Here is a 21,428-nt window from a genome sequence, read left to right as displayed (position 1 = left end):
TTCAATTTTTTTGATCAACTTACTAACTAAAAGTTAGCAGCCAATCTTCTGAAGTCTCCAGCGAGCGCCCACACAAATTATCTGATTATCTATTTTAAAGAGCGTTGCCGTTACACTTAAGCCACTCAACCTCTTAAACTTAATTAAGATGCTAAGCCCTGTCCGTGTCAGCGAGGGCGTATATTAAGGATCTACAGATTTTGTGCAACCCTTTTCTGACAAAAAAGACGATTAATTTAACAACCAACCCTTTTTGTTCACATAACAAACAAAAACACCCTTTTTAGAGTGTTTTTTGATCAAACCAAAACGAAAAAGCCCTGCTACAGTTAAGTAACAGGGCTTTTAGCCTTAATAGCTTATGCTAAAGAACTAACCAAGCCATTTTCTCGCATTTTGGAATAGACGCAACCAAGGCGCTTGTTCTTCCCAATCACTCGGGTGCCAACTATGCTGAACAGTTCGATACACACGCTCTGGATGAGGCATCATAATAGTCACTCGACCATCTAACGATGTTAAGCCTGTCACACCTTCTGCAGAACCATTTGGGTTCAGTGGATAACGCTCAGTGGCTTGACCATAGTTATCTACATAACGCAGAGCAACCTGAGCAGAAGACACCAATTCAGCCAGATCCGCTTCATTACGGTATTCTGTTTGCCCTTCACCATGAGCCACGGCAATTGGCATACGAGACCCTTCCATGCCAGCAAGCAGGATCGAATTCGATTTTTGCACTTCCACCTGAACCAAACGCCCTTCAAACTGCGCCGATTCATTACGAACAAATTTAGGCCAATGGTCTGCACCTGGAATCAATTCACGAAGATTCGACAGCATCTGACAACCATTACACACACCAAGTGAGAATGTATCTTCGCGCTTAAAGAAAGTTTCAAATTGATCACGAGCAATCGGATTAAACAAAATGGATTTCGCCCAACCTTCACCCGCTCCCAATACGTCACCGTAAGAGAAACCGCCACAAGCAACTAAACCGTTGAATTCACTAAGTGAAATACGACCAGAAAGAATATCGCTCATGTGAACATCGACAGGAGTAAAACCAGCTTTATGGAAAGCGGCCGCCATTTCCACTTGACCATTAACACCTTGCTCACGCAATACAGCAATCTTCGGTCTCTCACCTTTTGCAATATAAGGCGCTGCCACATCTTCATTAAGATCAAATGTCAAAGAAGCAGACAGACCAGGATCATTAACATCCAACAAGTTATCAAATTCTTGCTGAGCCGATTCTGGGTTATCACGCAAAGCCTGAACACGATAACTCGTTTCAGACCAAACTCTCTGCCAGTTAACACGACTCTCTTTAAGAACAAGATTGCCAGCGTAGCTTATAGAGATATCATCATCACCAGAAAGCGTTGCAATTGGAGATACAGCAACACCGACTTTGGCATAAGCCGCAACAATATCCGCCACATCCGATTCATTCACCTGAACCACAGCACCTAATTCTTCATTGAATAATGCAGGCGCAACTTGATCAGCAGCGGTCACAATCGCATCCAGTTCAACATTTAAGCCCAAGTGGCTGGCAAATGACATTTCAACTAAAGTCGCAAATACACCGCCATCTGAACGATCATGATAAGCAAGCAACTTACCTTCGGCATTAAGTGCTTGAGTGGTATCAAAGAACCCAGCCAAAGCTGATGCATCATCCACATCTGGAGCCTGCTGACCCAATTTGTTATACACCTGAGCGATAACAGATCCACCAAGGCGGTTTTTACCAGCACCCAAATCAATCAACAATAGTCGAGTATCTGCTTTGTTCTGTAATTCTGGTGTTAAAGTTTTACGAGCATCCGCTACAGGAGCAAATGCCGTAATCACTAAAGACAATGGAGAAGTAACGGCTTTTTCTTCGCCCTCTTCTTTCCAGACAGTCTTCATTGACATGGAGTCTTTACCCACTGGAATGGCAATATCCAATGCTGGACATAATTCCATACCAACTGCTTTTACAGTTTGGTACAGCTTTTCGTCTTCCCCTTCATGTCCCGCCGCAGCCATCCAGTTTGCAGAAAGCTTAATGTGATTACGCTTAGTGATTTGTGCAGCCGCCAAGTTCGTCAACGCTTCACCAACGGCCATACGACCAGACGCAGGCGCATCCAATAAAGCAACAGGTGTGCGTTCACCCATGGTCATTGCTTCACCAGCATAACTGTCTAATGAGGAAGTCGTCACAGCCACATCCGCAACAGGAACCTGCCAAGGACCAACCATCTGATCACGAGCGACCATGCCAGTAATCGTTCTATCACCGATAGTGATTAGGAAGTTTTTGCTAGCAACAGTAGGCAAACTTAAAACGCGCTTCGCCGCATCCGCTAAATCAACGCTCATTGCGGTAAAGTCATCACCTTTAATGATGGATTTGGTTGCTTCACGATGCATTTTTGGTGGTTTACCAAATAGCACAGACATTGGCAGATCCACTGGCTTATTATCAAAGTGCGGATCCGCTACTTCTAAATGAAGCTCTTCTTTTGCTTCACCAACAATTGCAAATGGGCAACGCTCACGTTCACAGATTGCTGTAAATTCTTCAATGCGATCTGGAGAAACCGCCATCACATAACGTTCTTGAGACTCATTACACCAAATCTCTAACGGTGACATACCCGGCTCGTCATTTAGAACCTTACGTAAATCAAAGTTACCACCGCGCTCTCCATCTTTTACCAATTCTGGTAAAGCATTAGATAAACCACCAGCACCCACATCATGAATAAAGTTAATTGGGTTCTTATCACCTAATTGCCAACAGCGGTCGATTACTTCTTGGCAACGACGTTCCATTTCTGGATTACCACGTTGCACCGAAGCAAAATCTAAATCTTCATTACCATCGGCTGACGCCATGGAAGACGCCGCTCCACCGCCCAGACCAATCAACATAGCAGGCCCACCAAGCACGATGAGCTTGTCATCTACTTTAATGTCGTTTTTCTCAACGTGATCACGGCGAATGTTACCTAAGCCACCAGCCAACATGATTGGTTTATGATAACCGCGTACTTCCTCTTTAGAAGCACCTTGAATTTTCTGTTCATAAGTACGGAAATACCCAAGTAAATTCGGACGACCAAATTCGTTGTTAAATGCCGCACCACCAATTGGTCCTTCAATCATGATATCCAAAGGCGTCACAATACGAGAAGGTTTGCCATATTGGCTTTCCCAAGGCTGTTCAAAACCAGGAATTTTCAAGTCTGATACGGTATAGCCACTTAAACCTGCTTTTGGTTTAGAGCCCACTCCAGTCGCACCTTCATCACGGATTTCGCCACCAGAGCCAGTTGCCGCACCAGAGAAAGGAGAAATAGCCGTTGGGTGGTTGTGAGTTTCCACCTTCATCAAGATGTCTATATTCTCTTGACTAAAATCGTATTCGCCCGTTCCCGGAGCTGGGAAAAAGCGCCCAGCAAAATGACCCTCCATAACCGCCGCGTTGTCTTTATACGCAGACAGAGTGCCATCAGGGTTATGTTCATGGGTATTCTTGATCATCTTAAACAAAGAACGCTCTTGCTCTTCGCCATCAATCGTCCAAGAGGCATTAAAAATTTTATGACGACAATGCTCTGAGTTCGCCTGCGCAAACATCATCAACTCAACATCAATAGGATTGCGACCCAATTCAACAAAAGACTCAACCAAGTAATCAATTTCATCTTCAGCTAATGCAAGTCCTAGCGTTTGGTTTGCCTCAACCAAAGCTTCACGACCGCCATTTAATACATCAACACTCGTCATCGGAGCGGGCTCTGCATGAGAGAACATACTGATTGCGTCGCTTAATGCCGGAAGCACGCTTTCAGTCATACGGTCATGCAGCATGGCAGACAACAAATCCAACTCTTCTGCCGTCAAAGGCTGTAAACTGTGAATAAAATACTCCACACCACGCTCAACGCGAGATATGTTGTCTAAACCACAATTATGAAGAATATCGGTTGCTTTCGATGACCAAGGTGAAATGGTTCCTAAACGTGGAACAACAAGAACACTTTGATCAGATGAACTGACTTGGGAGGTTTTAGGGCCGTATGCCAAAGCGCGTTGTAAAACAGCGTCCTGTTCAACGGTAAGGGTTTGATTATCAACCAACTCCACAAAATGGAGAAATTGAGCGTCGACATCCGTCACAGTAGTAACAGATGCTTGCATATTGGCTAATAACTTGGCCTTGCGAAACGCTGATAGCGCAGCGGAACCATGCAGAGTTAGCATGTTGAGTCTTGCCTCACTTGGTAGTTTTGGGGAAATGATGCGGTATTTTAAATCAATGAGGCAAATAGAGGCCAGTAGAGTATGAAATTTCTACATAAAATTAGCGAAAAAAACGCTCAAAGTGATTTTTTCGCTAATTCTTTCAACTTCTTTTTTTGTTCGCGACGATATTGGAAGAATTGAGTCAACTGAGAAGAGGCAATTTCACCCAATACCCCCTTATCAACCTTGACCTGATGGTTAAGAAATGGCGCTTCAAAAAACTGCCCTTGGCTTTCAACAACACCACTTTTAGGCTCAGTTGCCGCATAGACCACTCGACCAATACGAGCATGAACAATGGCACCTGCGCACATAGAACAAGGCTCTAAAGTCACATACAAAGTAGCGCCGGGCAGACGATAATTATTCACCTTTTTACAAGCGGCTCGAATGGCTTGAATTTCAGCATGAGCAGTCGGATCACACAATGAAATCGGAGAATTATAACCTTCGCCTATCACTTCCCCATCTAATACAACAATCGCACCAACTGGGATCTCATTTTCTCCTGCAGCCTTGCCCGCCAACTCAAGCGCTCTTTCCATCCATTCTTGATCTTTCATTATTGATCCACCTCAAAGCGCCAACATTGCTTTAAATACATAATTGCCTTTCATGCACAAACCGCTCTACACTCAGTTCAACAAGATAATAAACACAAGGAGATTGAATTCATGCAAACAGTGGCAGACTTAATGTCGAAAAACTTAATTACTTTAAAAGAAAATGACTCCTTAGCGAAAGCCAAAGAGTTGATGCATGGAAAAAACATCAGAAACATTCCTGTTCTCAACGATCAGGAGGTATGTGTTGGCATGTTGACACAACGAGAATATCTACGTCATGCCTTTCATTTGGTCAGTCAGTTTGGCACCCAACAAATGTCCAAAAAAGAACAACAAACACCTATCGCCAATGCTATGAACAAAGACATATTAACTGTCAGCCCAGACATGAAGTTAAGTGCCGCAGCAGAATTCTTCATCGAAAACAAATATGGGTGCTTGCCAGTCATTCAAGATGACAAACTTGTCGGCATACTCACACCTGTTGATTTCGTAAAACTGGCCAACAAGATGCTCAAGGAATCCGCCTAACTAAGCACTCGCCAAATGTTCATTGGAGCTAGGAGCGACAAGTTGCGCTTCTGTCTCTATATGAACATCAAGAGCTTGAATCCCAAAGTCCGTATCGGACAAGATAAAACTCACCGTTTGGCCTTTTCGAAGTGTTTTATGTCCATCACGAACGATAGATTTGTAATGTACAAAGACATCACTCTCTTCTTCTCTTTTGATGAAACCAACACCTTTAGCGTCATTAAACCACTTAACTTTTCCAGTTAATCGTTCCATTACCTTCGCCTCTTTTTTATTTTTATTAAAGTAAGCGCAAGGCGAGTCGTCGATATGACAACCCGCCTTTGTCTATTTTACAAAGATTCTATACTGATTTTTTGCTCTTCAAGCTTGCTAACCGTTAACTGTAAGTCGTCACATTTAGCACGCTCTTTCTCAACAACGGCTGCTGGCGCTTTCGCCACAAAGCTTTCATTCGATAGTTTGCCTTGTATGCGCTGCAATTCTTTTGATGCCTTATCGATTTCTTTCTGTAATCGAGCCAACTCGGCGTCTTTATCAATCAAACCAGCCATTGGCACCAACACTTCCATGTCACCAACCAGTGCTGTCGCAGACATAGGCGCTTCATCACCCACTTCCAACCAAGTCACTGTGTCTAGCTTCGCCAATGTTTGTAAGAAAGTTAGGTTCGCATCAAGACGTAATTTATCTTGCTCTGAGCCATTACGGAACAGCACAGTCAAAGGCTTAGAAGGAGAAATATTCATTTCACCTCGAATATTACGAACACCTTCGATGACGCCTTTTAACCAATCAACATCCGCTTCCGCTTGAGCGTCTTTTTTGCTCTCTTCAGCTTCTGGATATTGCGCCATCATCACAGTGTCACCACTTACGCCAGCCAATGGCGCAACGCGCTGCCAAATTTCTTCGGTTAAGAATGGCATCATAGGGTGAGCTAGACGTAAGAAAGCTTCTAGAACACGCACTAGAGTGCGACGCGTTCCAGTCAATTGAGCCGCTGTTGCATTTTCATCCCAAAGAACCGGCTTAGACAACTCCAAATACCAATCACAGTATTCGTGCCACATAAACTCATACAAAGCTTGTGAAGCTAGATCGTAACGATGAGTTTCAAAAGCATGATTTACCGCTTCTTCTGCATGCTGCAAACGAGAGATAATCCACTTGTCGGCAAGAGATAACTCAACATCCGCATCACTTTGTCCGCAATCTTGATCTTCTGTGTTCATCAACACATAACGGGTTGCATTCCAGATTTTATTACAGAAATTACGGTAACCTTCTAAGCGATTAAGATCGAATTTAATATCACGACCACCAGAAGCCAAAGAACACAGCGTGAAACGCAAAGCATCTGTTCCATAAGCTTGAATACCTTCTGGGTAAGTCTCGCGAGTATTCTTTTCAACTTTTTCAGCCAAACGCGGCTGCATCATTCCATAGGTTCGCTTCGCCACAAGTGAGTCGATATCAATACCGTTAATCAAATCCAAAGGATCAATAACATTGCCTTTCGATTTCGACATTTTATCGCCACGTTCATCACGGATAAGACCTGTAATATAGACTGTTTTAAATGGCACTTTATTGGTGAATTTAAGCGTCATCATAATCATTCTGGCCACCCAGAAGAAAATAATATCGAACCCTGTCACCAAGACATCCGATTCACTGAATTCAGCAAAATCTTGTGTTTCTTCTGGCCAACCTTGTGTTGCAAAAGTCCAAAGCGCAGACGAAAACCAAGTATCTAATACATCTTCATCTTGTGTTAGCTCAAGATCTGCTGCCAAGTTATATTTAACTCGAACTTCTGCCTCGTCTTTACCCACATAGAACTTGCCATCAGCGTCGTACCAAGCTGGGATCTGATGCCCCCACCAAAGCTGACGAGAAATACACCAGTCTTGTAAGTCACGCATCCAAGCAAAGTAGGTGTTTTCCCATTGTTTAGGAACAAACTGGATATCGCCATTTTCAACCGCTTCGATCGCTGGCTTCGCTAAGGTTTCAACGGCAACGTACCATTGATTGGTTAAATAAGGCTCAATGACAGTATTACCACGTTCACCACGAGGCACTTTCAACTTATGATCCGCCACTTTTTCAAGCAAACCTAAAGCATCAAAGTCCGCAACAACCGCTTTACGAGCCTCAAAACGATCCATACCACGATATTTTTCTGGAGCGACATTATTAATCGCCGCATCGTCCGTCAAAATATTAATCAATGGCATGTCATGACGCTTACCCACCTCATAGTCATTGAAATCATGAGCCGGCGTGATCTTCACACAACCTGTACCAAATTCTTTATCGACGTATTCGTCTGCTACGATTGGAATTCGACGACCAACCAATGGCAACTCAATTTCTTTACCAACCAATGCCGTAAAGCGCTCATCATCCGGCGCAACAGCAACCGCCGCATCACCAAACATGGTTTCAGGGCGCGTGGTGGCAACCACAATGTAATCTTTACCGTCTTCCGTTTTCGCGCCATCTGCTAATGGGTAACGGAAGTACCACATAAAGCCATTTTCTTCTTCTGAAATAACTTCTAGATCCGAAATAGCCGTATGTAAAACAGGATCCCAGTTCACCAAACGCTGACCACGGTAAATAATGCCTTCATCAAACAAGCGAACAAACACTTCTTGAACCGCCGCAGACATACCAGGATCCATAGTGAAGCGCTCTTTATCCCAGGCAACAGAATCCCCTAAGACGCGCATTTGATCAGAGATCGTACCGCCAGACTCACCTTTCCATTCCCACACTTTTTCTAGAAATTTCTCACGACCGAGGTCATGGCGAGTGACATTCTGTGCAGCCAATTGGCGCTCTACCACCATTTGCGTTGCGATACCTGCATGATCACTGCCTGGTTGCCATAATGTTCGGCTGCCTTTCATACGCTCACGACGAATCATGGCATCCATCAAGGTATGCTGAAAAGCGTGCCCCATATGCAGACTGCCAGTCACGTTAGGCGGTGGAATCATGATAGAGAAAGGCGTGCCGTTGCCTTGAGGTGAAAAGTATCCACCTTCTTCCCAACGTTTATAAATAGGTTGTTCAATGCTCTGAGGTTGGTAGGTTTTTTCCATTATGGTGTCTTATAGCTCTTTATGTAGCGGTCAATTTGATTTTGCGGAATTATAGCTTGTTGGAGCAAGATAAAAAATAACATGCGTACTATTAAACGTATCAACCGTGCGCAAAACACAGAAGATTAATCTTTTTTGTAAGTACTGCTCGAGGAATACAAGGTTTCCATCACTTCAGAAACCAATTCAGGCAAGCGTTTTTCAAGAACACCCGCAATGGTTTTAGCAATCAGCTCTTGCGAAAAGTCTGCAACAGGAACTTCTTCCACTTCTTCACTATTCAAGCCATCGAGCGTCTGTGCCAAATGGTCTTCTTGGCTAGCACACGCAGCCACTTGCTCTGCAACAACATCCATCAAAATTGGAATATCATCTTGATTTCTCAAGGCTGAAATCAATGTATCTTCATCTGGTTCAAAAACTTCGTTCTTTTGAGTGGCGACATCTGACATAAGGTAAACCAATATTTAAAAACAAAATTCGACAGCTGAGCACATCAAGCGGCTCATCCCATTATTTATCTTTTCAACTTTCGCATTGCAGCACTTAAAAGTCCACCCTCACCCACTTTACCCGATCAACAAGCAAGCCGAATAGAAAAATAAAACCTTGATAGCACTCGCTTTTACATACAAAAAAGCAGCGGTAAAAAATCACCACTGCTTTTCATTCATCCACCATTGGTTTTTAGCTTATGCTTTCGCCAACAGGTAACGAGTCAATAAAGCAACAGGGCGACCACTCGCACCTTTACTTGCGCCGCCAGTCCACGCCGTACCCGCAATATCCAAATGCGCCCAAGGATAAGAACCTGTAAAACGAGACAAGAAACAAGCTGCGGTGACAGAACCCGCTTCAGGACCACCGATATTGGCGATGTCTGCAAAATTACTGTCCAATTGTTGTTGGTATTCTTCATCCAACGGCATTTGCCAGATTTTGTCTGCTGCTACTTGGCTTGCTTCTTTCAACTCTGTAGCCAAATCATCGTTATTGGCATACATACCTGAATTCACGCTACCAAGAGCAACAACACAGGCACCGGTTAAGGTTGCAATATCTACAACAGATTTCGGCTTGAAACGCTCAATGTAAGACAAGGCATCACACAACACCAAACGACCTTCCGCATCGGTATTAAGGATTTCAACTGTTTGACCAGACATAGTTTTCACAATATCGCCTGGTTTGGTCGCGCGACTGCTTGGCATATTTTCAGCAGCAGCGATAACAGCCGTAAAGTTTAGTTTTGGCTTCAATTCACAAATGGCTTTCATGGTACCGAAAACGCTTGCCGCACCACACATGTCATATTTCATTTCATCCATTTTCGCGCCTGGCTTCAATGAAATACCACCTGTGTCAAAGGTAATGCCTTTACCTAATAATACGTGAGGCGCTTCATCTTGCTCACTACCACGATAATGCATCACGATTAAGTAACTTGGTTGATCACTGCCACGACCTACAGACAATAGACAATGCATGCCTAACTCATCCATTTTGGTTTCATCCAGCAAATCAACATCAATGCTGTATTCTTCTGATAATTGCTGAGCTTTCGACGCAAGATAGCTTGGAGTACATACATTTCCTGGCAAGTTGCCAAGCTGACGAGCAAATGCCGAACCACTTGCCGTTGCTGTACCTATGGCTAAAGCCGCTTCGTCATCGCCTTCAATGAGCAAAGACTCAACTTTGGTCGCTTTTTCTGAATCATCTTTTTTAAAGCCTAAGAAGTTATAAAAACCTTCATTCAGCCATTGCGCCACTAATGCGACTACATCCGCTTGTGAACGATTCTTCAAATTCAATGAGCCATTAGCAACCGCAACCTTCGCGTAAGGTAAACCTTTGATTTGCGCTGCAACAGCCGCCACTATTTTACGCGCCTGCATATCGCTCAATTGAGCATCTTTACCAATACCAACCAACAAAACAGCCTGAGCAAAGTCTTGAGAGACACTAGGCATTAATAGTGTTTGCGCCACACCACCTTTAAAAACACCTGTCGCTCGCAGCTGGGAAATTTGCCCTGCAGAATTTTCATCTACCCAAGAAGTCGATTCAGAAAAATCACCTTCACTAGGGACAAACACCACAAGCAAATCCGCTTGAGCAGTAGATAAGCGATCAAATAACGCCATATTCATGGAAAATTCCTCAAAAAAATAACTTTCAAAAAAAACTGGATAATGTCCTTCTTACCACGAGATAATGGGGGCTTTAGATATGTAATCAACTCTACGTTCAAAAAGCAGCATTCATCCAGAGGTGACTTTGAGACTATTCAGATACTTAGCGAAAGAAGTACTTGTGTCAACCGCTGGCGTCACCCTTATTTTATTACTTGTGACGCTAGGCAGCCGCTTTTCTTCCTACTTAAGCCGCATAACCGAAGGTAAAATGACCTTTGAGTTCTTATTTATCATCCTTGGCTACCATATTCCAAGCTTCATACAAATGGTACTACCACTAGCTTTCTTTCTGTCTCTATTACTCGCTTTTGGTCGTTTGTACATAGAAAATGAAATGTCAGTCCTCTTTTCCAGTGGCATCAGCAAAATGAAACTGGCAGGTTACACTCTGGGCATAGCCATGATTGTAGCCACAATAAGTGGCAGCATTAATTTCTGGATTGCACCGTACAGCGAATACAAAGCCGAGGAAGCATCACAAGAGCAAAGCCAACTCTCTTCTTTCGACTTATTAATACCTGGCCGCTTTGAAGGCAATGGACAAAAAACCATCTACGCAGAAAGTTTCACCCCTGATGAAGGCTGGATAAACCAAGTTTTTCTTTCAGATATTGTTCGCAAACAAGGCGGCAATACACTGGTACAAACTCTTGCCGCTTATGTTGAACAAATTTCCGTTCCCGCTGAAAACAACCAAAGCTATCTTGTATTTAAAGATGGCACTCGATACGAAGGCAAACCAGGCACAGCGAATTACCGAGTGACCCAATTTGATACTTACGCTGTTCGAATGGAAAATAGCTCTACAGGAATTATTGATAAACCCCACACAAAAAGCCTTACTGAGCTCATAAAAAGTCCAAAAACCTTAGATCAAGCAGAACTCCAGTGGCGAATTTCTCTCGTTATAATGATTCCAGTACTAGCCATTATTGGACTTTCCCTGAGTCAGGTAAATCCTCGCCAAGGACGCTTTTTTAAAATGCTTCCCGCCATTCTTCTTATGATCTTTTACATCGCCATGCTTATTTGGGGTCGAACCGGGATAGAGAAAGGCCGCATTCCTACTCATTTAGGCTTATGGTGGATACATGGCGTCTTTACCATTATAGCGGCTGCACTTTTCATGCAATACAACCAAGTATTTGCACGTCGCAGAAAAGCACCAACAAGCCAACTAAAGCAAAGCTAACGAGCAAAAGCACTTATGAATAAAATAGATAAATACATCGCCAACAGTGTTTTATGGTCTTTTTTAATAGTGTCTTTAGTGCTGCTTGGTTTAGATTTCACCATCACATTTATCGAACAAATCAAAAAAGTAAATGAAAGCTATACCATTCAATCTTTACTCCAAGTAATGACCCTACGCTTACCTGGAAAATTCTCAGAATACATTCCAATCGCCTCTTTAATTGGCACTCTTATTGGCCTAGGTTCGCTTGCTTCCACATCAGAATTAACCGTCATGAGAGCGGCAGGAATGCCTATCTGGCGAATCGGCCTCTCCGCATGCCAACCCATTCTTTTCATCTCATTGCTAGGGATAGGTATTTCTGAGTTTGTAGCACCCGCTGCAGAACAAAAGGCCAATTTAATTACAAAAGTTGAAGACCAAAAAAGTGGTGAGTTTTCACTAAGCGGTGGTGTTTGGCTAAAAGCAGACAATAACTTTGTTTATATAGATGCAGCAGACAGTGAAGGCAAGCTCTATGGCGTACAAATTTTCTCACCCAATGAGCAGCAGCTCAGCCACATTATTACCGCCGAAAGCGCTCAACATATAGAAGACTCCACCTGGCAGCTCAATAGCGTTATGGAGACGACCTTCTATCCTGATCATATTGATTCAAAAAACCTTTCTCAAAACACTTGGACAATAAACATACAACCAGAACATTTATTTTTGGCCTCTCAAGACCCAGAGGCCTTGTCCTTAAGCCAACTAATAAGCTACCAAAAATACCTTAGCCTACAAAAGCTCGACTCATCCCAATACGAGTTACAGTTTTGGATGACAGCGTTACGACCTTTAGCCTCTCTTGCTTTGGTTCTTGTGGCCTTATCAAGCGTCTTTGGGCCATTAAGATCATCCACTATGGGCGGGCGAGTATTCTCTGGCGTATTAATAGGAATTGCATTTCAGAACGGATTAAACTTATTTGGTCGGATGAGTGTTGCTGTCGACTTTCCACCTGTTTTTGGTGTGAGCATTCCCATTCTGATCTGTCTTTTGGCTGGCGTTATTTTAATCAGACGAAGAGGTTGAGTTTCGCCAAAGACACTCAACCTCCCACGTAAACCGATAACGTAAAACAGCTAACTTTTTATGAAGCGAGCGATTCTACTCAAGGCTTCTTCTAGCCGCTGCTCATCGCAAGCGTAAGCAAAACGAACGTATTTATGAGCATCTTTAACCCCAAAATCGGCTCCCGGGGTTAAAGCCACTTTTTCACTTTCCAATAAAGCCAGACACCATTCCATTGCATTCTCGGTAATGGAGGAAACATCTACATAGACATAAAAAGCACCATGCGCTGGTGCAACGACTGGCAAACCAATGTTTTTCAACCCTTCCAGCAAAACCAATCTACGTGCATTTAATATTTTTCGACGCTCTTCGCACTCGCTAAGTACAGCAGGAGAAAAAGCCTCAATGGCAGCATATTGAGAAACACTTGGAGCAGAAATAAATAGATTCTGCGCCAACTTAGTCGCCCCCTCTATCGCCCATTCAGGCACAACCAACCAACCTAAACGCCACCCTGTCATCGCAAAATATTTTGAAAAACTATTAATAACAAAAATATTGTCATTAATTGATAGCGCTGAAAAATCTTCACCTTCGTAAACAAGCCCTTGGTAGATTTCATCAATCAACAAATGACCGCCCTGCTTCTGCACAGCCTCCCAAGCATTCGCTATGTACTCTTTACTCAGCACCGCTCCTGTTGGATTAGATGGCGACGCTAACCACAACCCTGCCGTCTTATCACTCCAGTTTGATGGCAAGCTAGCCAAATCCATCTCGAATCCATGCTCAACGTCAGTCTCAATGAGCTTGGCAGTCGCCCCTACTTGAACAAGAAAATGTCGATTACAGGGATAACAAGGGTCAGGCATTAAAACCTCATCACCAGCATCCACCACTAAAGACGCCATTAATAATAAGGCTCCTGAGGCGCCCGGCGTCACAATAATTCTTTCTGGCGCCACATCAACTTGATAGCGATTGGCATAATCCTGACTAATTGCCTTTTTTAACTCTGGCAAGCCTGTCGCCGAGGTATAACCTGTTTTACCCGCTTCGATCGCCTGAATACCCGCTCGACTAACGTCTTCTACCGCGACAAAATCTGGCTCACCAATTTCAAGATGAATAACATCTTCCCCTTGCGCCATGAGCGCCTTCGCTCGCTCCAAAATAGCCATTACCTGAAACGGTGCAATGTCATCAACTCGTGCCGCTAATTTATGCTTTTTCATCAAGCACTCTCTACCTTTTTTAAACTTTTCATAGACGTTTGCGTAAAAAATAGTGGTTTACGGTGAAATTATCTGGTAAGTTTCCGGCCGAAAATTAAACCACCTAATCTTATTAGTTTACAGGTTACCACAAGGGACACCTGCGAAGTGAGGCAATGCTATGCCAGAAATGAACCCTGATTCATTAATGAAAGACTTCACCCCTTATGTTGCTAAGGACGGCGAAGAATACATGAACGAGAACCAGTTGGCGCACTTTAAAAGCATTCTATTCAACTGGAAGCAAAATCTGATGGAAGAGGTTGATCGCACGGTTCACCACCTCAAAGAAGAGGCAGTAAACTACGCTGATCCTAACGACAGAGCCAGTCAAGAAGAGGAGTTCAGCCTAGAACTTCGTGCTCGTGATCGTGAACGTAAACTGGTGAAGAAAATCACTCAGACAATGGAACGCATTGACGCCGATGACTACGGTTTCTGCGATGAGTGTGGCATCGAAATCGGCATTCGCCGTTTAGAAGCTCGCCCAACAGCAACTATGTGCATCGACTGCAAAACATTGGCTGAGATTAAAGAGAGACAAATCGGCGGCTAAATTAGTGCCTAACGATCTCCGCTCACTGTCGATCAAGTATCGAGGCCGTTTTGCACCTTCGCCAACCGGCCCACTCCATTTTGGCTCCCTAGTCAGCGCATTAGCGAGCTATTTGGATGCAAAGAAACACCAAGGTGACTGGCTTATCCGCATCGAAGATGTCGATGGCACTCGCTGCAAAGAAAGCTTTGCGAGCCAGATCCTCAACACCCTCTACAGCTACAACCTTTTTTCTGACAAAGACATCAGAACGCAGAGCAACCACACTCAAATATATGAGCAACAACTCTCCAATTTAAAAAGCAAACAACTCGTTTTTCCATGCAACTGCACACGGCAATCTCTTGCTCAAAGCAATGGACTCCACCCGAGCATTTGCAAAAGCACGACAAACCAACCTCACTCCTGGCGCTTAAAGACCAGCGATGTAATCTATGAATACGAGGACCCCATTCAGGGAAACTTAAGTTTTGTCGATGATTTGAAAAACAACGCACCTATCCTTAAAAGAAAAGATGGCTATTTCTCTTACCAACTTGCTGTTGTCGTAGATGATCACCTACAAGAAATCACACACCTCGTAAGAGGCGCTGACTTGATCGAAACCACAGCACAGCAACTCTATTTGTACGACCTATTTGAGTGGACGCCACCGAACATTTGCCATATTCCACTCATAACCAATAAAACAGGCGAAAAGATCAGCAAGCAAAACCACGCAAAACCGATTAAAGATGGCGATCTTCCAACACTCCTACGAGCACTCCATTATTTAAAAATCAATCTAAGCTCGCCGCAGTCAATCAAAGAAGCCTTACAGCTAGCAATAGACGCTTGGGAGCCAAACAAACTGCGCAACATCAAATATCTACCTCTCGAAGAACAAGATCAGCACTTCATCTCTTAATTCTCACTTGAAGATTTAGCTTCAGAAAACCTTTACTCACCCTCATCTAATGCGAGACACACCAACTCGACCACTTTTTAATTACGTGTGTATAATGGTTACATCAGTTACAAGAGGTGACACTTCATGCACAGCATAATGATTATTTGCCCAGATCACTCGCCACTCAAAGAATCTGAAAAATGGCTATCAAGATATGGCTTTCAAGTAAACTCAGGCACATCACTTGAGCAAGTAGATAAATATTATGAAATCAGCGAATTCGATCTTTTACTGGTTGATCAAGAAATCATCGACCACTTAAATAGCAACGAAGCAGAACTTCCAAAAACACCTCGCCATATCATCTTAGACGCTAGGCCCAGCCTAAGCACAGGCACATACAATATGTCACAAGGGGCAGCTTATTACCTTCCCTTACCAACAGACCCAGAAACACTACTCAAGCATGTGGTTGATGCGCTTGAACAAAAAGAAACCATAGAACAAACCACCCCAGTTCTTTTCTCTAACACAAGCTCTCATACGGAAGATTCACTCCCCCTAGGAACACCAAACAGCGGTATCATTGGACAATGCCCTCCAATGCTAGACCTCTTCAAAGACATTAAAAAAATCGCTGTAACCGATGCCACAACACTCATCCGCGGAGAGTCTGGAACAGGTAAAGAATTGGTAGCCAAAGCTATTCATAATGCCAGTCTCAGAAAGCACAATCAGATTGTCAGCATCAACTGCGCAGCAATCCCAGAAAACCTAATAGAATCAGAGCTGTTTGGCCATGAAAAAGGAGCATTTACAGGCGCCACAGCCGCCCATGACGGTTTAATAAAAACCGCAGACAAAGGCACACTTTTTCTTGATGAAATAGGCGAATTACCCCTAGAAGCACAAGCAAGATTATTGAGAGTTTTACAAGAAGGCGAAGTTCGACGAGTCGGTGCAACAGAGTACAAAAAAGTCAGCATTCGACTGATCGCAGCGACGCACAGAGACCTATTCGACATGGTCAAAAAAGGCCTGTTTCGAGAAGATTTATATTACCGCTTATACGTTATGGAATTACTCCTCCCCCCTCTGAGAGAACGCGGAGACGACATATCCATGATCGCGAAAGCCTTACTAGAAAAAGCCTGTCAGAAACACAGCAAACCCACCTACCACTACAACCAAGCATTCGACAAAGCGATTCGGTCGCATCACTGGCCTGGAAATGTGCGAGAACTTGAAAATGCCATAGAAAGAGCCGTTATTTTAAGCCCGCCAGAAAGAGTGGAAGCAGCCAACTTAAAACTGGCCGCTCAGCAAAATAGACCAAACAATATAGACAACACTTTAGAATCAAATACCACCTCTCAGAAGGGCACAACACTGGACGATTATCTAAAGCATTTCGTCCTTACGCACCAACACAAGATGACAGAAACCCAACTTGCACATTCTTTGGGCATATCAAGAAAAAGCTTATGGGAAAGACGCCAAAAACTGACAATACCCAGAAAAGTAACAGAATAAAGGTAACACTTGATACTAAAATACCCAAAAACAAAAACCAATATTGTAAAAAAAGTGTACAGTACTTTCATAAAACACAATAAAATCAGCACCTTATTATTTTTGGCACAACAAATGCCTTATACATGACACAACGATAAGAAGATTGACAAAGAATAAAAATAAGTTAGTCGTCGTATGTAAGTTCTTAAAAATAAAAATAAAATATAAGAACACCATGACCTCTTCAAACAAAAATAAAAAATTGAGGTCGTGGATGGAAAATCGCTTTGGATAATTGATTTTTTTAGATATTCAAGCCTTAGGGCAATGAAAACAATGCAAAAATAAAAATAATACAGAAGTAGAACTGCAAAAGCAGCACTAACTTTGTTTTCGGAACTAGTATCTTCATGTATCCAAAGCGATTATTTTATTTACTACTTTAGTAAATCGCCTCTCGCTTCAACAACACCTCAATCTACACATCGAATTACATTAAATCAGCCCTTTATCCGTGTAACTTCACAACATCACGTGTAGAATATACATTTTCGTTAACTTTAAAATTTGTTGTCTAATGCTTACAGGATTAAAATCTCTGGTACACAAAGCTACCTCACTGTTATCTTCATCCAAGACACAGTCATACCCTATTGTTATTCCTCGCGACCAGCACAGCTTATCTCGCCAAGACTTAAGCCCGAATGCGGTCAAAGTACTATATCGCTTAAATAAAGCAGGTTATGACGCATACCTTGTTGGTGGCTGCATTCGAGACCATATCATTGGCGCGAAAACAAAAGATTTCGACGTAGTAACAAACGCCACGCCAGAAGAAGTTCACGCAACCTTTTCAAACTCTAGGCTGATCGGCCGTCGCTTTAAACTCGTCCACGTAACCTTCGGCCGAGAGATTATCGAAGTATCTACTTTTAGAGCCAACACAGCTCAAGACGACAAAGAAAGCACGCCACAAACTTCCTTGAAAGGTAAAGACTCTGCCCGCTCAACTCACGGCATTGTGTTACGCGATAATGTTTATGGCAGCATTGAAGAAGACGCCGAACGACGCGACTTCACTTTCAACGCCCTTTATTACAATGTTCAAGATTTCAGCATCCACGATTTCTGCGGTGGACTAAAAGACATCGAAGACAAAAAAATCCGCATCATTGGCGATCCTAGACAGCGCTATCAAGAAGATCCTGTGCGCATGCTACGAGCCATTCGTTTTGCTGGTAAGCTAGGATTCGAAATAGAAGCATCAACAGCAGCGCCAATTAAAGAAATGGCGCATTTGTTGGACCATATTCCACCAGCTCGCCTTTTTGAAGAAGTCTTAAAGCTACTAGGCAGCGGCAACGGCATAGAAACTTTTGCCCTATTGCGCCAATACGGATTGTTCCGTTATTTGTTTCCAGATACTGACGCTTTACTGCAAAGCGGCTGGAAGCGAGATGATATCGATCCAGAAGCCTTCATCTTGCAAGGTTTAAAAAATACCGACAATCGCATTCAAAACGATAAAACCACTGCGCCGTATTTCTTATACGCAATTCTACTTTGGCCGAGCGTTACCTTACGCCACGAAGAATTTGAAGCGCAAGGTATGCCGACAACGCCAGCGCTACACCAAGCCGCTAACATGGTGCTCGATAATCAGGTTGCTTCAACAGCAATCCCACGTCGTTTCTCTACACCAATGAGAGAAATTTGGGATATGCAGTTCCGCCTACCAAAACGCTACGGCAAACGTGCTTTCGTATTACTTGATCACCCTCGTTTCCGTGCCGGATTTGATTTCTTACTTATCCGAGAAATGAGTGGCACTCAACTTAATGGCTTAGGTGATTGGTGGGAAGCATTCCAACACGCAACTGAAAGCAAACAGCGTGAATTAATCAAAAGCATTGACGCTCGTAGCAACGACAAAGAAGGCCCTAAAAAACGCCGCCCTCGTCGTCGTAGAAAAAGCAACGGACCCGCTAACAAAAACACCAATACAACAAGTGAAGCTGCTAGCGAATAAGAGGACGACGCTGTGATACAAGCTTATATTGGCCTCGGCAGCAATCTTGAAAATCCAGTTGCGCAAATTAAACAAGCCATTGAGACGCTACAAAGTCATGATAGCGTACACGCTTTTCGTGTCTCACCTATCTATAGCAGCAAGCCCGTTGGCCCACAGGATCAACCGGATTACATCAACGCTGTCGCAACCTTTAGCACAGAGCTTAGCCCTATTGCTTTACTCGATTTATTGCAAAGTATCGAACAAGCACAACGCCGGGTAAGAGAACGTCATTGGGGACCACGCACCCTGGATTTAGATCTGCTATTGTATGGTGCAGAGGAAATACAAATTCCTCGCCTTACTGTGCCGCACCCTCACATGCTAGATCGAGGCTTCGTTATAAAACCACTTAACGACCTTGCTCCAGAGATGCGCTTAGGCAATGGCAATACCGTTACAGAGCAATTACAACAACTTGATACCAGCGACTTGGTTCTTATTAAAGAAGACTAGCTATGTACTCAGACAATGCAAAAAGCAAACACACTAAACCTGTGACTTTATCAACCCTAAAAAAAATGAAGGAAGATAAAGAAAAAATCACCTGTGTGACTTCTTATGATTCCTCTTTCACCAGCGTACTTAATGTCGCTGGCGTAGACACAATTTTAGTCGGCGATTCATTAGGCATGGTAATCCAAGGCCGAGACAGTACTCTACCTGTCACCATCGAAGATATGTGCTACCACACAGCTGCGGTAAAACGAGGCAATACCAATGCCTTTATATTGAGCGACATGTCGTTCATGAGCTACAGCAAACCAGAACAGGCCTTGGATAACGCAGCCAAGTTAATGCAAGCCGGTGCGAGCATGGTAAAACTGGAAGGTGGTAGTTGGTTAGCGGATACTGTTCGCTTACTCAGCCAACGCGGCATTCCAGTTTGCGCACATTTGGGCTTAACACCTCAGTCTGTACATAAATTTGGCGGCTACAAAGTACAAGGCAAAAGCCAAGAAGCCGCTGATTTGATTTTGGAAGAATCTTTAGCACTTGTTGAAGCAGGTGCCGATATTTTGCTTTACGAATGCATCCCAACCGAACTGGGTAAAACCCTCACCGAAGCCGTTCCAATTCCGACCATTGGCATTGGCGCTGGCCCGCATACAGACGGCCAAGTATTGGTACTGCAAGATATGATTGGCCTCAACTTAGGTCACATTCCGAAATTTGTAAAAAACTTTTTAACCGACGGCCGCAACATCACAGAAGCTTTTGAAGCCTACATTAAAGAAGTCAAAGACATGACTTTCCCTGGCCCTGAACACGGATTCAAATAATGCAAACATTCCATACCGTTGCCGAGCTAAGAGCCGCATTAAAAAAAGAACGCTTACAAGATAAAAGCATTGTCTTTGTACCAACAATGGGGAACTTGCACGACGGCCACATGTCTTTGATTCGTCGAGCAACAGAAGAAGGCGACGTCATTGTGTCGTCTATTTTCGTCAACCCAATGCAGTTTTCTGCCAACGAAGACTTGGAGCGTTACCCAAAAACATTGGCGGAAGATCAAAAGCTACTGGAAGCAAACGGCTGCCATTACTTATTCGCACCCGATGCGCTAGAAATGTACCCAGATGGCAAACGCAGCCAAACTCAAATTGAAGTCGTTGGCTTGTCTGATATTCTATGTGGTGCATCGCGTCCAGGACATTTTGTTGGTGTTTCCACGGTTGTGACAAAATTGTTTAACATTGTTCAGCCAGACTGTGCCATATTTGGCAACAAAGACTTTCAACAACTAAAAGTTATTGAAGACATGGTGCGCGATTTAAGCTCCAACGTTCGCGTCATCGGAGTAGACACAGCGCGCAACGAAGATGGCTTAGCCATGAGTTCACGCAATGGCTATTTAACAGAAGAAGAAAGGCGCATTGCACCTGCAATGTACCAAACCTTGTTGTGGGCAAAAGATCAGCTCATGACAAACAGTGCGAGTCACGAGGACATTCGCGAACAAGCTCAACAGAAGCTTGAAGCGGCTGGTTTCCGTCGTGATTATTTTGAAATACGCGCACAAGATAATTTACAAACACCGTCAGAAGAAGAGAAGAGCCTAGTCATTTTGGCTGCGGCATACCTAGGCAGCGCACGTTTAATTGATAACCTGCGCCTTGAATTAGCCTAACATTCACTTT

General features: G+C 43.5%; 17 protein-coding genes. 10 read left to right on the top strand and 7 right to left on the bottom strand.

Translation table 11 applies throughout. The annotated features are described in order from the left end of the window. Positions 1–372: 372 nt before the first annotated feature. Both purL and tadA read right to left on the bottom strand, forming a co-directional pair. Positions 373–4,272, bottom strand: a complete 3,900-nt coding sequence (purL, locus tag ACMUMQ_RS09735; RefSeq protein WP_414681794.1) for a phosphoribosylformylglycinamidine synthase — start codon at positions 4,270–4,272, stop codon at positions 373–375. A 116-nt stretch (positions 4,273–4,388) separates the two neighbouring features. Beyond that, positions 4,389–4,877: a tRNA adenosine(34) deaminase TadA gene (gene tadA, locus ACMUMQ_RS09730; RefSeq protein ID WP_414681793.1), complete on the bottom strand. Its 489-nt coding sequence runs from the start codon at positions 4,875–4,877 to the stop codon at positions 4,389–4,391. Positions 4,878–4,988: 111 nt separating this feature from the next. Here tadA and ACMUMQ_RS09725 point away from each other — a divergent pair, with 111 nt between their 5' ends. Further along, positions 4,989–5,411: a CBS domain-containing protein gene (locus ACMUMQ_RS09725; RefSeq protein ID WP_414681792.1), complete on the top strand. Its 423-nt coding sequence runs from the start codon at positions 4,989–4,991 to the stop codon at positions 5,409–5,411. Here the strand turns inward: ACMUMQ_RS09725 and ACMUMQ_RS09720 are convergent, their stop codons facing one another. The 4 genes from ACMUMQ_RS09720 to ACMUMQ_RS09705 form a co-directional block, all read right to left on the bottom strand. Further along, positions 5,412–5,669, bottom strand: coding sequence for a cold-shock protein (locus ACMUMQ_RS09720; RefSeq protein ID WP_414681790.1), 258 nt, complete (start codon positions 5,667–5,669; stop codon positions 5,412–5,414). 77 nt (positions 5,670–5,746) lie between these two features. Continuing rightward, a complete protein-coding gene (locus ACMUMQ_RS09715) occupies positions 5,747–8,530 on the bottom strand; it encodes a valine--tRNA ligase (protein ID WP_414681789.1) in 2,784 nt (927 codons plus the stop codon). A gap of 125 nt (positions 8,531–8,655) precedes the next feature. After that, positions 8,656–8,982 carry a hypothetical protein gene (locus tag ACMUMQ_RS09710; RefSeq protein WP_414681788.1) on the bottom strand — a complete coding sequence of 109 codons (327 nt, stop codon included), beginning with the start codon at positions 8,980–8,982 and terminating at the stop codon, positions 8,656–8,658. Positions 8,983–9,222: 240 nt separating this feature from the next. Beyond that, the gene (locus ACMUMQ_RS09705; protein WP_414681787.1) at positions 9,223–10,683 is read right to left on the bottom strand and encodes a leucyl aminopeptidase; all 1,461 of its coding nucleotides are present in this window, start codon (positions 10,681–10,683) and stop codon (positions 9,223–9,225) included. Positions 10,684–10,804: 121 nt separating this feature from the next. On the opposite strand from ACMUMQ_RS09705, the gene lptF reads away from it, so the two are divergent. Continuing rightward, positions 10,805–11,920 carry an LPS export ABC transporter permease LptF gene (gene lptF, locus ACMUMQ_RS09700; RefSeq protein WP_414681786.1) on the top strand — a complete coding sequence of 372 codons (1,116 nt, stop codon included), beginning with the start codon at positions 10,805–10,807 and terminating at the stop codon, positions 11,918–11,920. A 15-nt stretch (positions 11,921–11,935) separates the two neighbouring features. Then, on the top strand, positions 11,936–12,997 hold the full coding sequence (gene lptG / locus ACMUMQ_RS09695) for an LPS export ABC transporter permease LptG (protein WP_414681785.1): 1,062 nt from the start codon (positions 11,936–11,938) through the stop codon (positions 12,995–12,997). Positions 12,998–13,047: 50 nt separating this feature from the next. Here lptG and ACMUMQ_RS09690 read toward each other — a convergent pair whose 3' ends face one another. Further along, a complete protein-coding gene (locus ACMUMQ_RS09690; RefSeq protein WP_414681784.1) occupies positions 13,048–14,214 on the bottom strand; it encodes an aminotransferase class I/II-fold pyridoxal phosphate-dependent enzyme in 1,167 nt (388 codons plus the stop codon). Between the two features lie 160 nt (positions 14,215–14,374). Between ACMUMQ_RS09690 and dksA the strand changes: the two genes are divergently transcribed. The 7 genes from dksA to panC all read left to right on the top strand — a co-directional run bounded on the left by dksA (position 14,375) and on the right by panC (position 21,418). Then, positions 14,375–14,809, top strand: coding sequence for an RNA polymerase-binding protein DksA (gene dksA / locus ACMUMQ_RS09685; protein ID WP_347984124.1), 435 nt, complete (start codon positions 14,375–14,377; stop codon positions 14,807–14,809). 4 nt (positions 14,810–14,813) lie between these two features. Next, positions 14,814–15,716: a tRNA glutamyl-Q(34) synthetase GluQRS gene (gene gluQRS / locus ACMUMQ_RS09680; RefSeq protein WP_414681783.1), complete on the top strand. Its 903-nt coding sequence runs from the start codon at positions 14,814–14,816 to the stop codon at positions 15,714–15,716. Positions 15,717–15,842: 126 nt separating this feature from the next. Further along, entirely contained in the window at positions 15,843–17,231 is a 1,389-nt protein-coding gene (locus tag ACMUMQ_RS09675) for a sigma-54-dependent transcriptional regulator (RefSeq protein ID WP_414681782.1), read from the top strand. Positions 17,232–17,790: 559 nt separating this feature from the next. Continuing rightward, positions 17,791–19,242, top strand: a complete 1,452-nt coding sequence (gene pcnB, locus ACMUMQ_RS09670) for a polynucleotide adenylyltransferase PcnB (protein ID WP_414681781.1) — start codon at positions 17,791–17,793, stop codon at positions 19,240–19,242. Between the two features lie 15 nt (positions 19,243–19,257). Then, a complete protein-coding gene (gene folK / locus ACMUMQ_RS09665; RefSeq protein WP_414681796.1) occupies positions 19,258–19,740 on the top strand; it encodes a 2-amino-4-hydroxy-6-hydroxymethyldihydropteridine diphosphokinase in 483 nt (160 codons plus the stop codon). A gap of 2 nt (positions 19,741–19,742) precedes the next feature. Then, positions 19,743–20,567: a 3-methyl-2-oxobutanoate hydroxymethyltransferase gene (gene panB, locus ACMUMQ_RS09660; RefSeq protein WP_414681780.1), complete on the top strand. Its 825-nt coding sequence runs from the start codon at positions 19,743–19,745 to the stop codon at positions 20,565–20,567. Next, positions 20,567–21,418 carry a pantoate--beta-alanine ligase gene (gene panC / locus ACMUMQ_RS09655; RefSeq protein ID WP_414681779.1) on the top strand — a complete coding sequence of 284 codons (852 nt, stop codon included), beginning with the start codon at positions 20,567–20,569 and terminating at the stop codon, positions 21,416–21,418. Before panB ends, panC begins: the two co-directional genes overlap by 1 nt. The last annotated feature ends 10 nt before the right edge of the window (positions 21,419–21,428 follow it).

The sequence above is a fragment of the Marinomonas algae genome (assembly GCF_047525555.1).
Lineage (GTDB): Bacteria > Pseudomonadota > Gammaproteobacteria > Pseudomonadales > Marinomonadaceae > Marinomonas.
The sequence above is the reverse complement of the archived record's forward strand: the minus strand, read 5'-3'. Positions and strand labels throughout refer to the sequence as shown.

What these genes read in the sequence shown, in the direction of transcription:
- panB (WP_414681780.1), top strand. Translation starts at nt 19,743, where the DNA reads ATGTACTCAGACAATGCAAAAAGCAAACACACTAAACCTGTGACTTTA.
- ACMUMQ_RS09725 (WP_414681792.1), top strand. Translation starts at nt 4,989, where the DNA reads ATGCAAACAGTGGCAGACTTAATGTCGAAAAACTTAATTACTTTAAAA.
- ACMUMQ_RS09720 (WP_414681790.1), bottom strand. Translation starts at nt 5,669, where the DNA reads ATGGAACGATTAACTGGAAAAGTTAAGTGGTTTAATGACGCTAAAGGT.
- pcnB (WP_414681781.1), top strand. Translation starts at nt 17,791, where the DNA reads ATGCTTACAGGATTAAAATCTCTGGTACACAAAGCTACCTCACTGTTA.
- ACMUMQ_RS09690 (WP_414681784.1), bottom strand. Translation starts at nt 14,214, where the DNA reads ATGAAAAAGCATAAATTAGCGGCACGAGTTGATGACATTGCACCGTTT.
- panC (WP_414681779.1), top strand. Translation starts at nt 20,567, where the DNA reads ATGCAAACATTCCATACCGTTGCCGAGCTAAGAGCCGCATTAAAAAAA.
- tadA (WP_414681793.1), bottom strand. Translation starts at nt 4,877, where the DNA reads ATGAAAGATCAAGAATGGATGGAAAGAGCGCTTGAGTTGGCGGGCAAG.
- ACMUMQ_RS09715 (WP_414681789.1), bottom strand. Translation starts at nt 8,530, where the DNA reads ATGGAAAAAACCTACCAACCTCAGAGCATTGAACAACCTATTTATAAA.
- purL (WP_414681794.1), bottom strand. Translation starts at nt 4,272, where the DNA reads ATGCTAACTCTGCATGGTTCCGCTGCGCTATCAGCGTTTCGCAAGGCC.
- ACMUMQ_RS09675 (WP_414681782.1), top strand. Translation starts at nt 15,843, where the DNA reads ATGCACAGCATAATGATTATTTGCCCAGATCACTCGCCACTCAAAGAA.
- ACMUMQ_RS09705 (WP_414681787.1), bottom strand. Translation starts at nt 10,683, where the DNA reads ATGAATATGGCGTTATTTGATCGCTTATCTACTGCTCAAGCGGATTTG.
- ACMUMQ_RS09710 (WP_414681788.1), bottom strand. Translation starts at nt 8,982, where the DNA reads ATGTCAGATGTCGCCACTCAAAAGAACGAAGTTTTTGAACCAGATGAA.
- lptG (WP_414681785.1), top strand. Translation starts at nt 11,936, where the DNA reads ATGAATAAAATAGATAAATACATCGCCAACAGTGTTTTATGGTCTTTT.
- dksA (WP_347984124.1), top strand. Translation starts at nt 14,375, where the DNA reads ATGCCAGAAATGAACCCTGATTCATTAATGAAAGACTTCACCCCTTAT.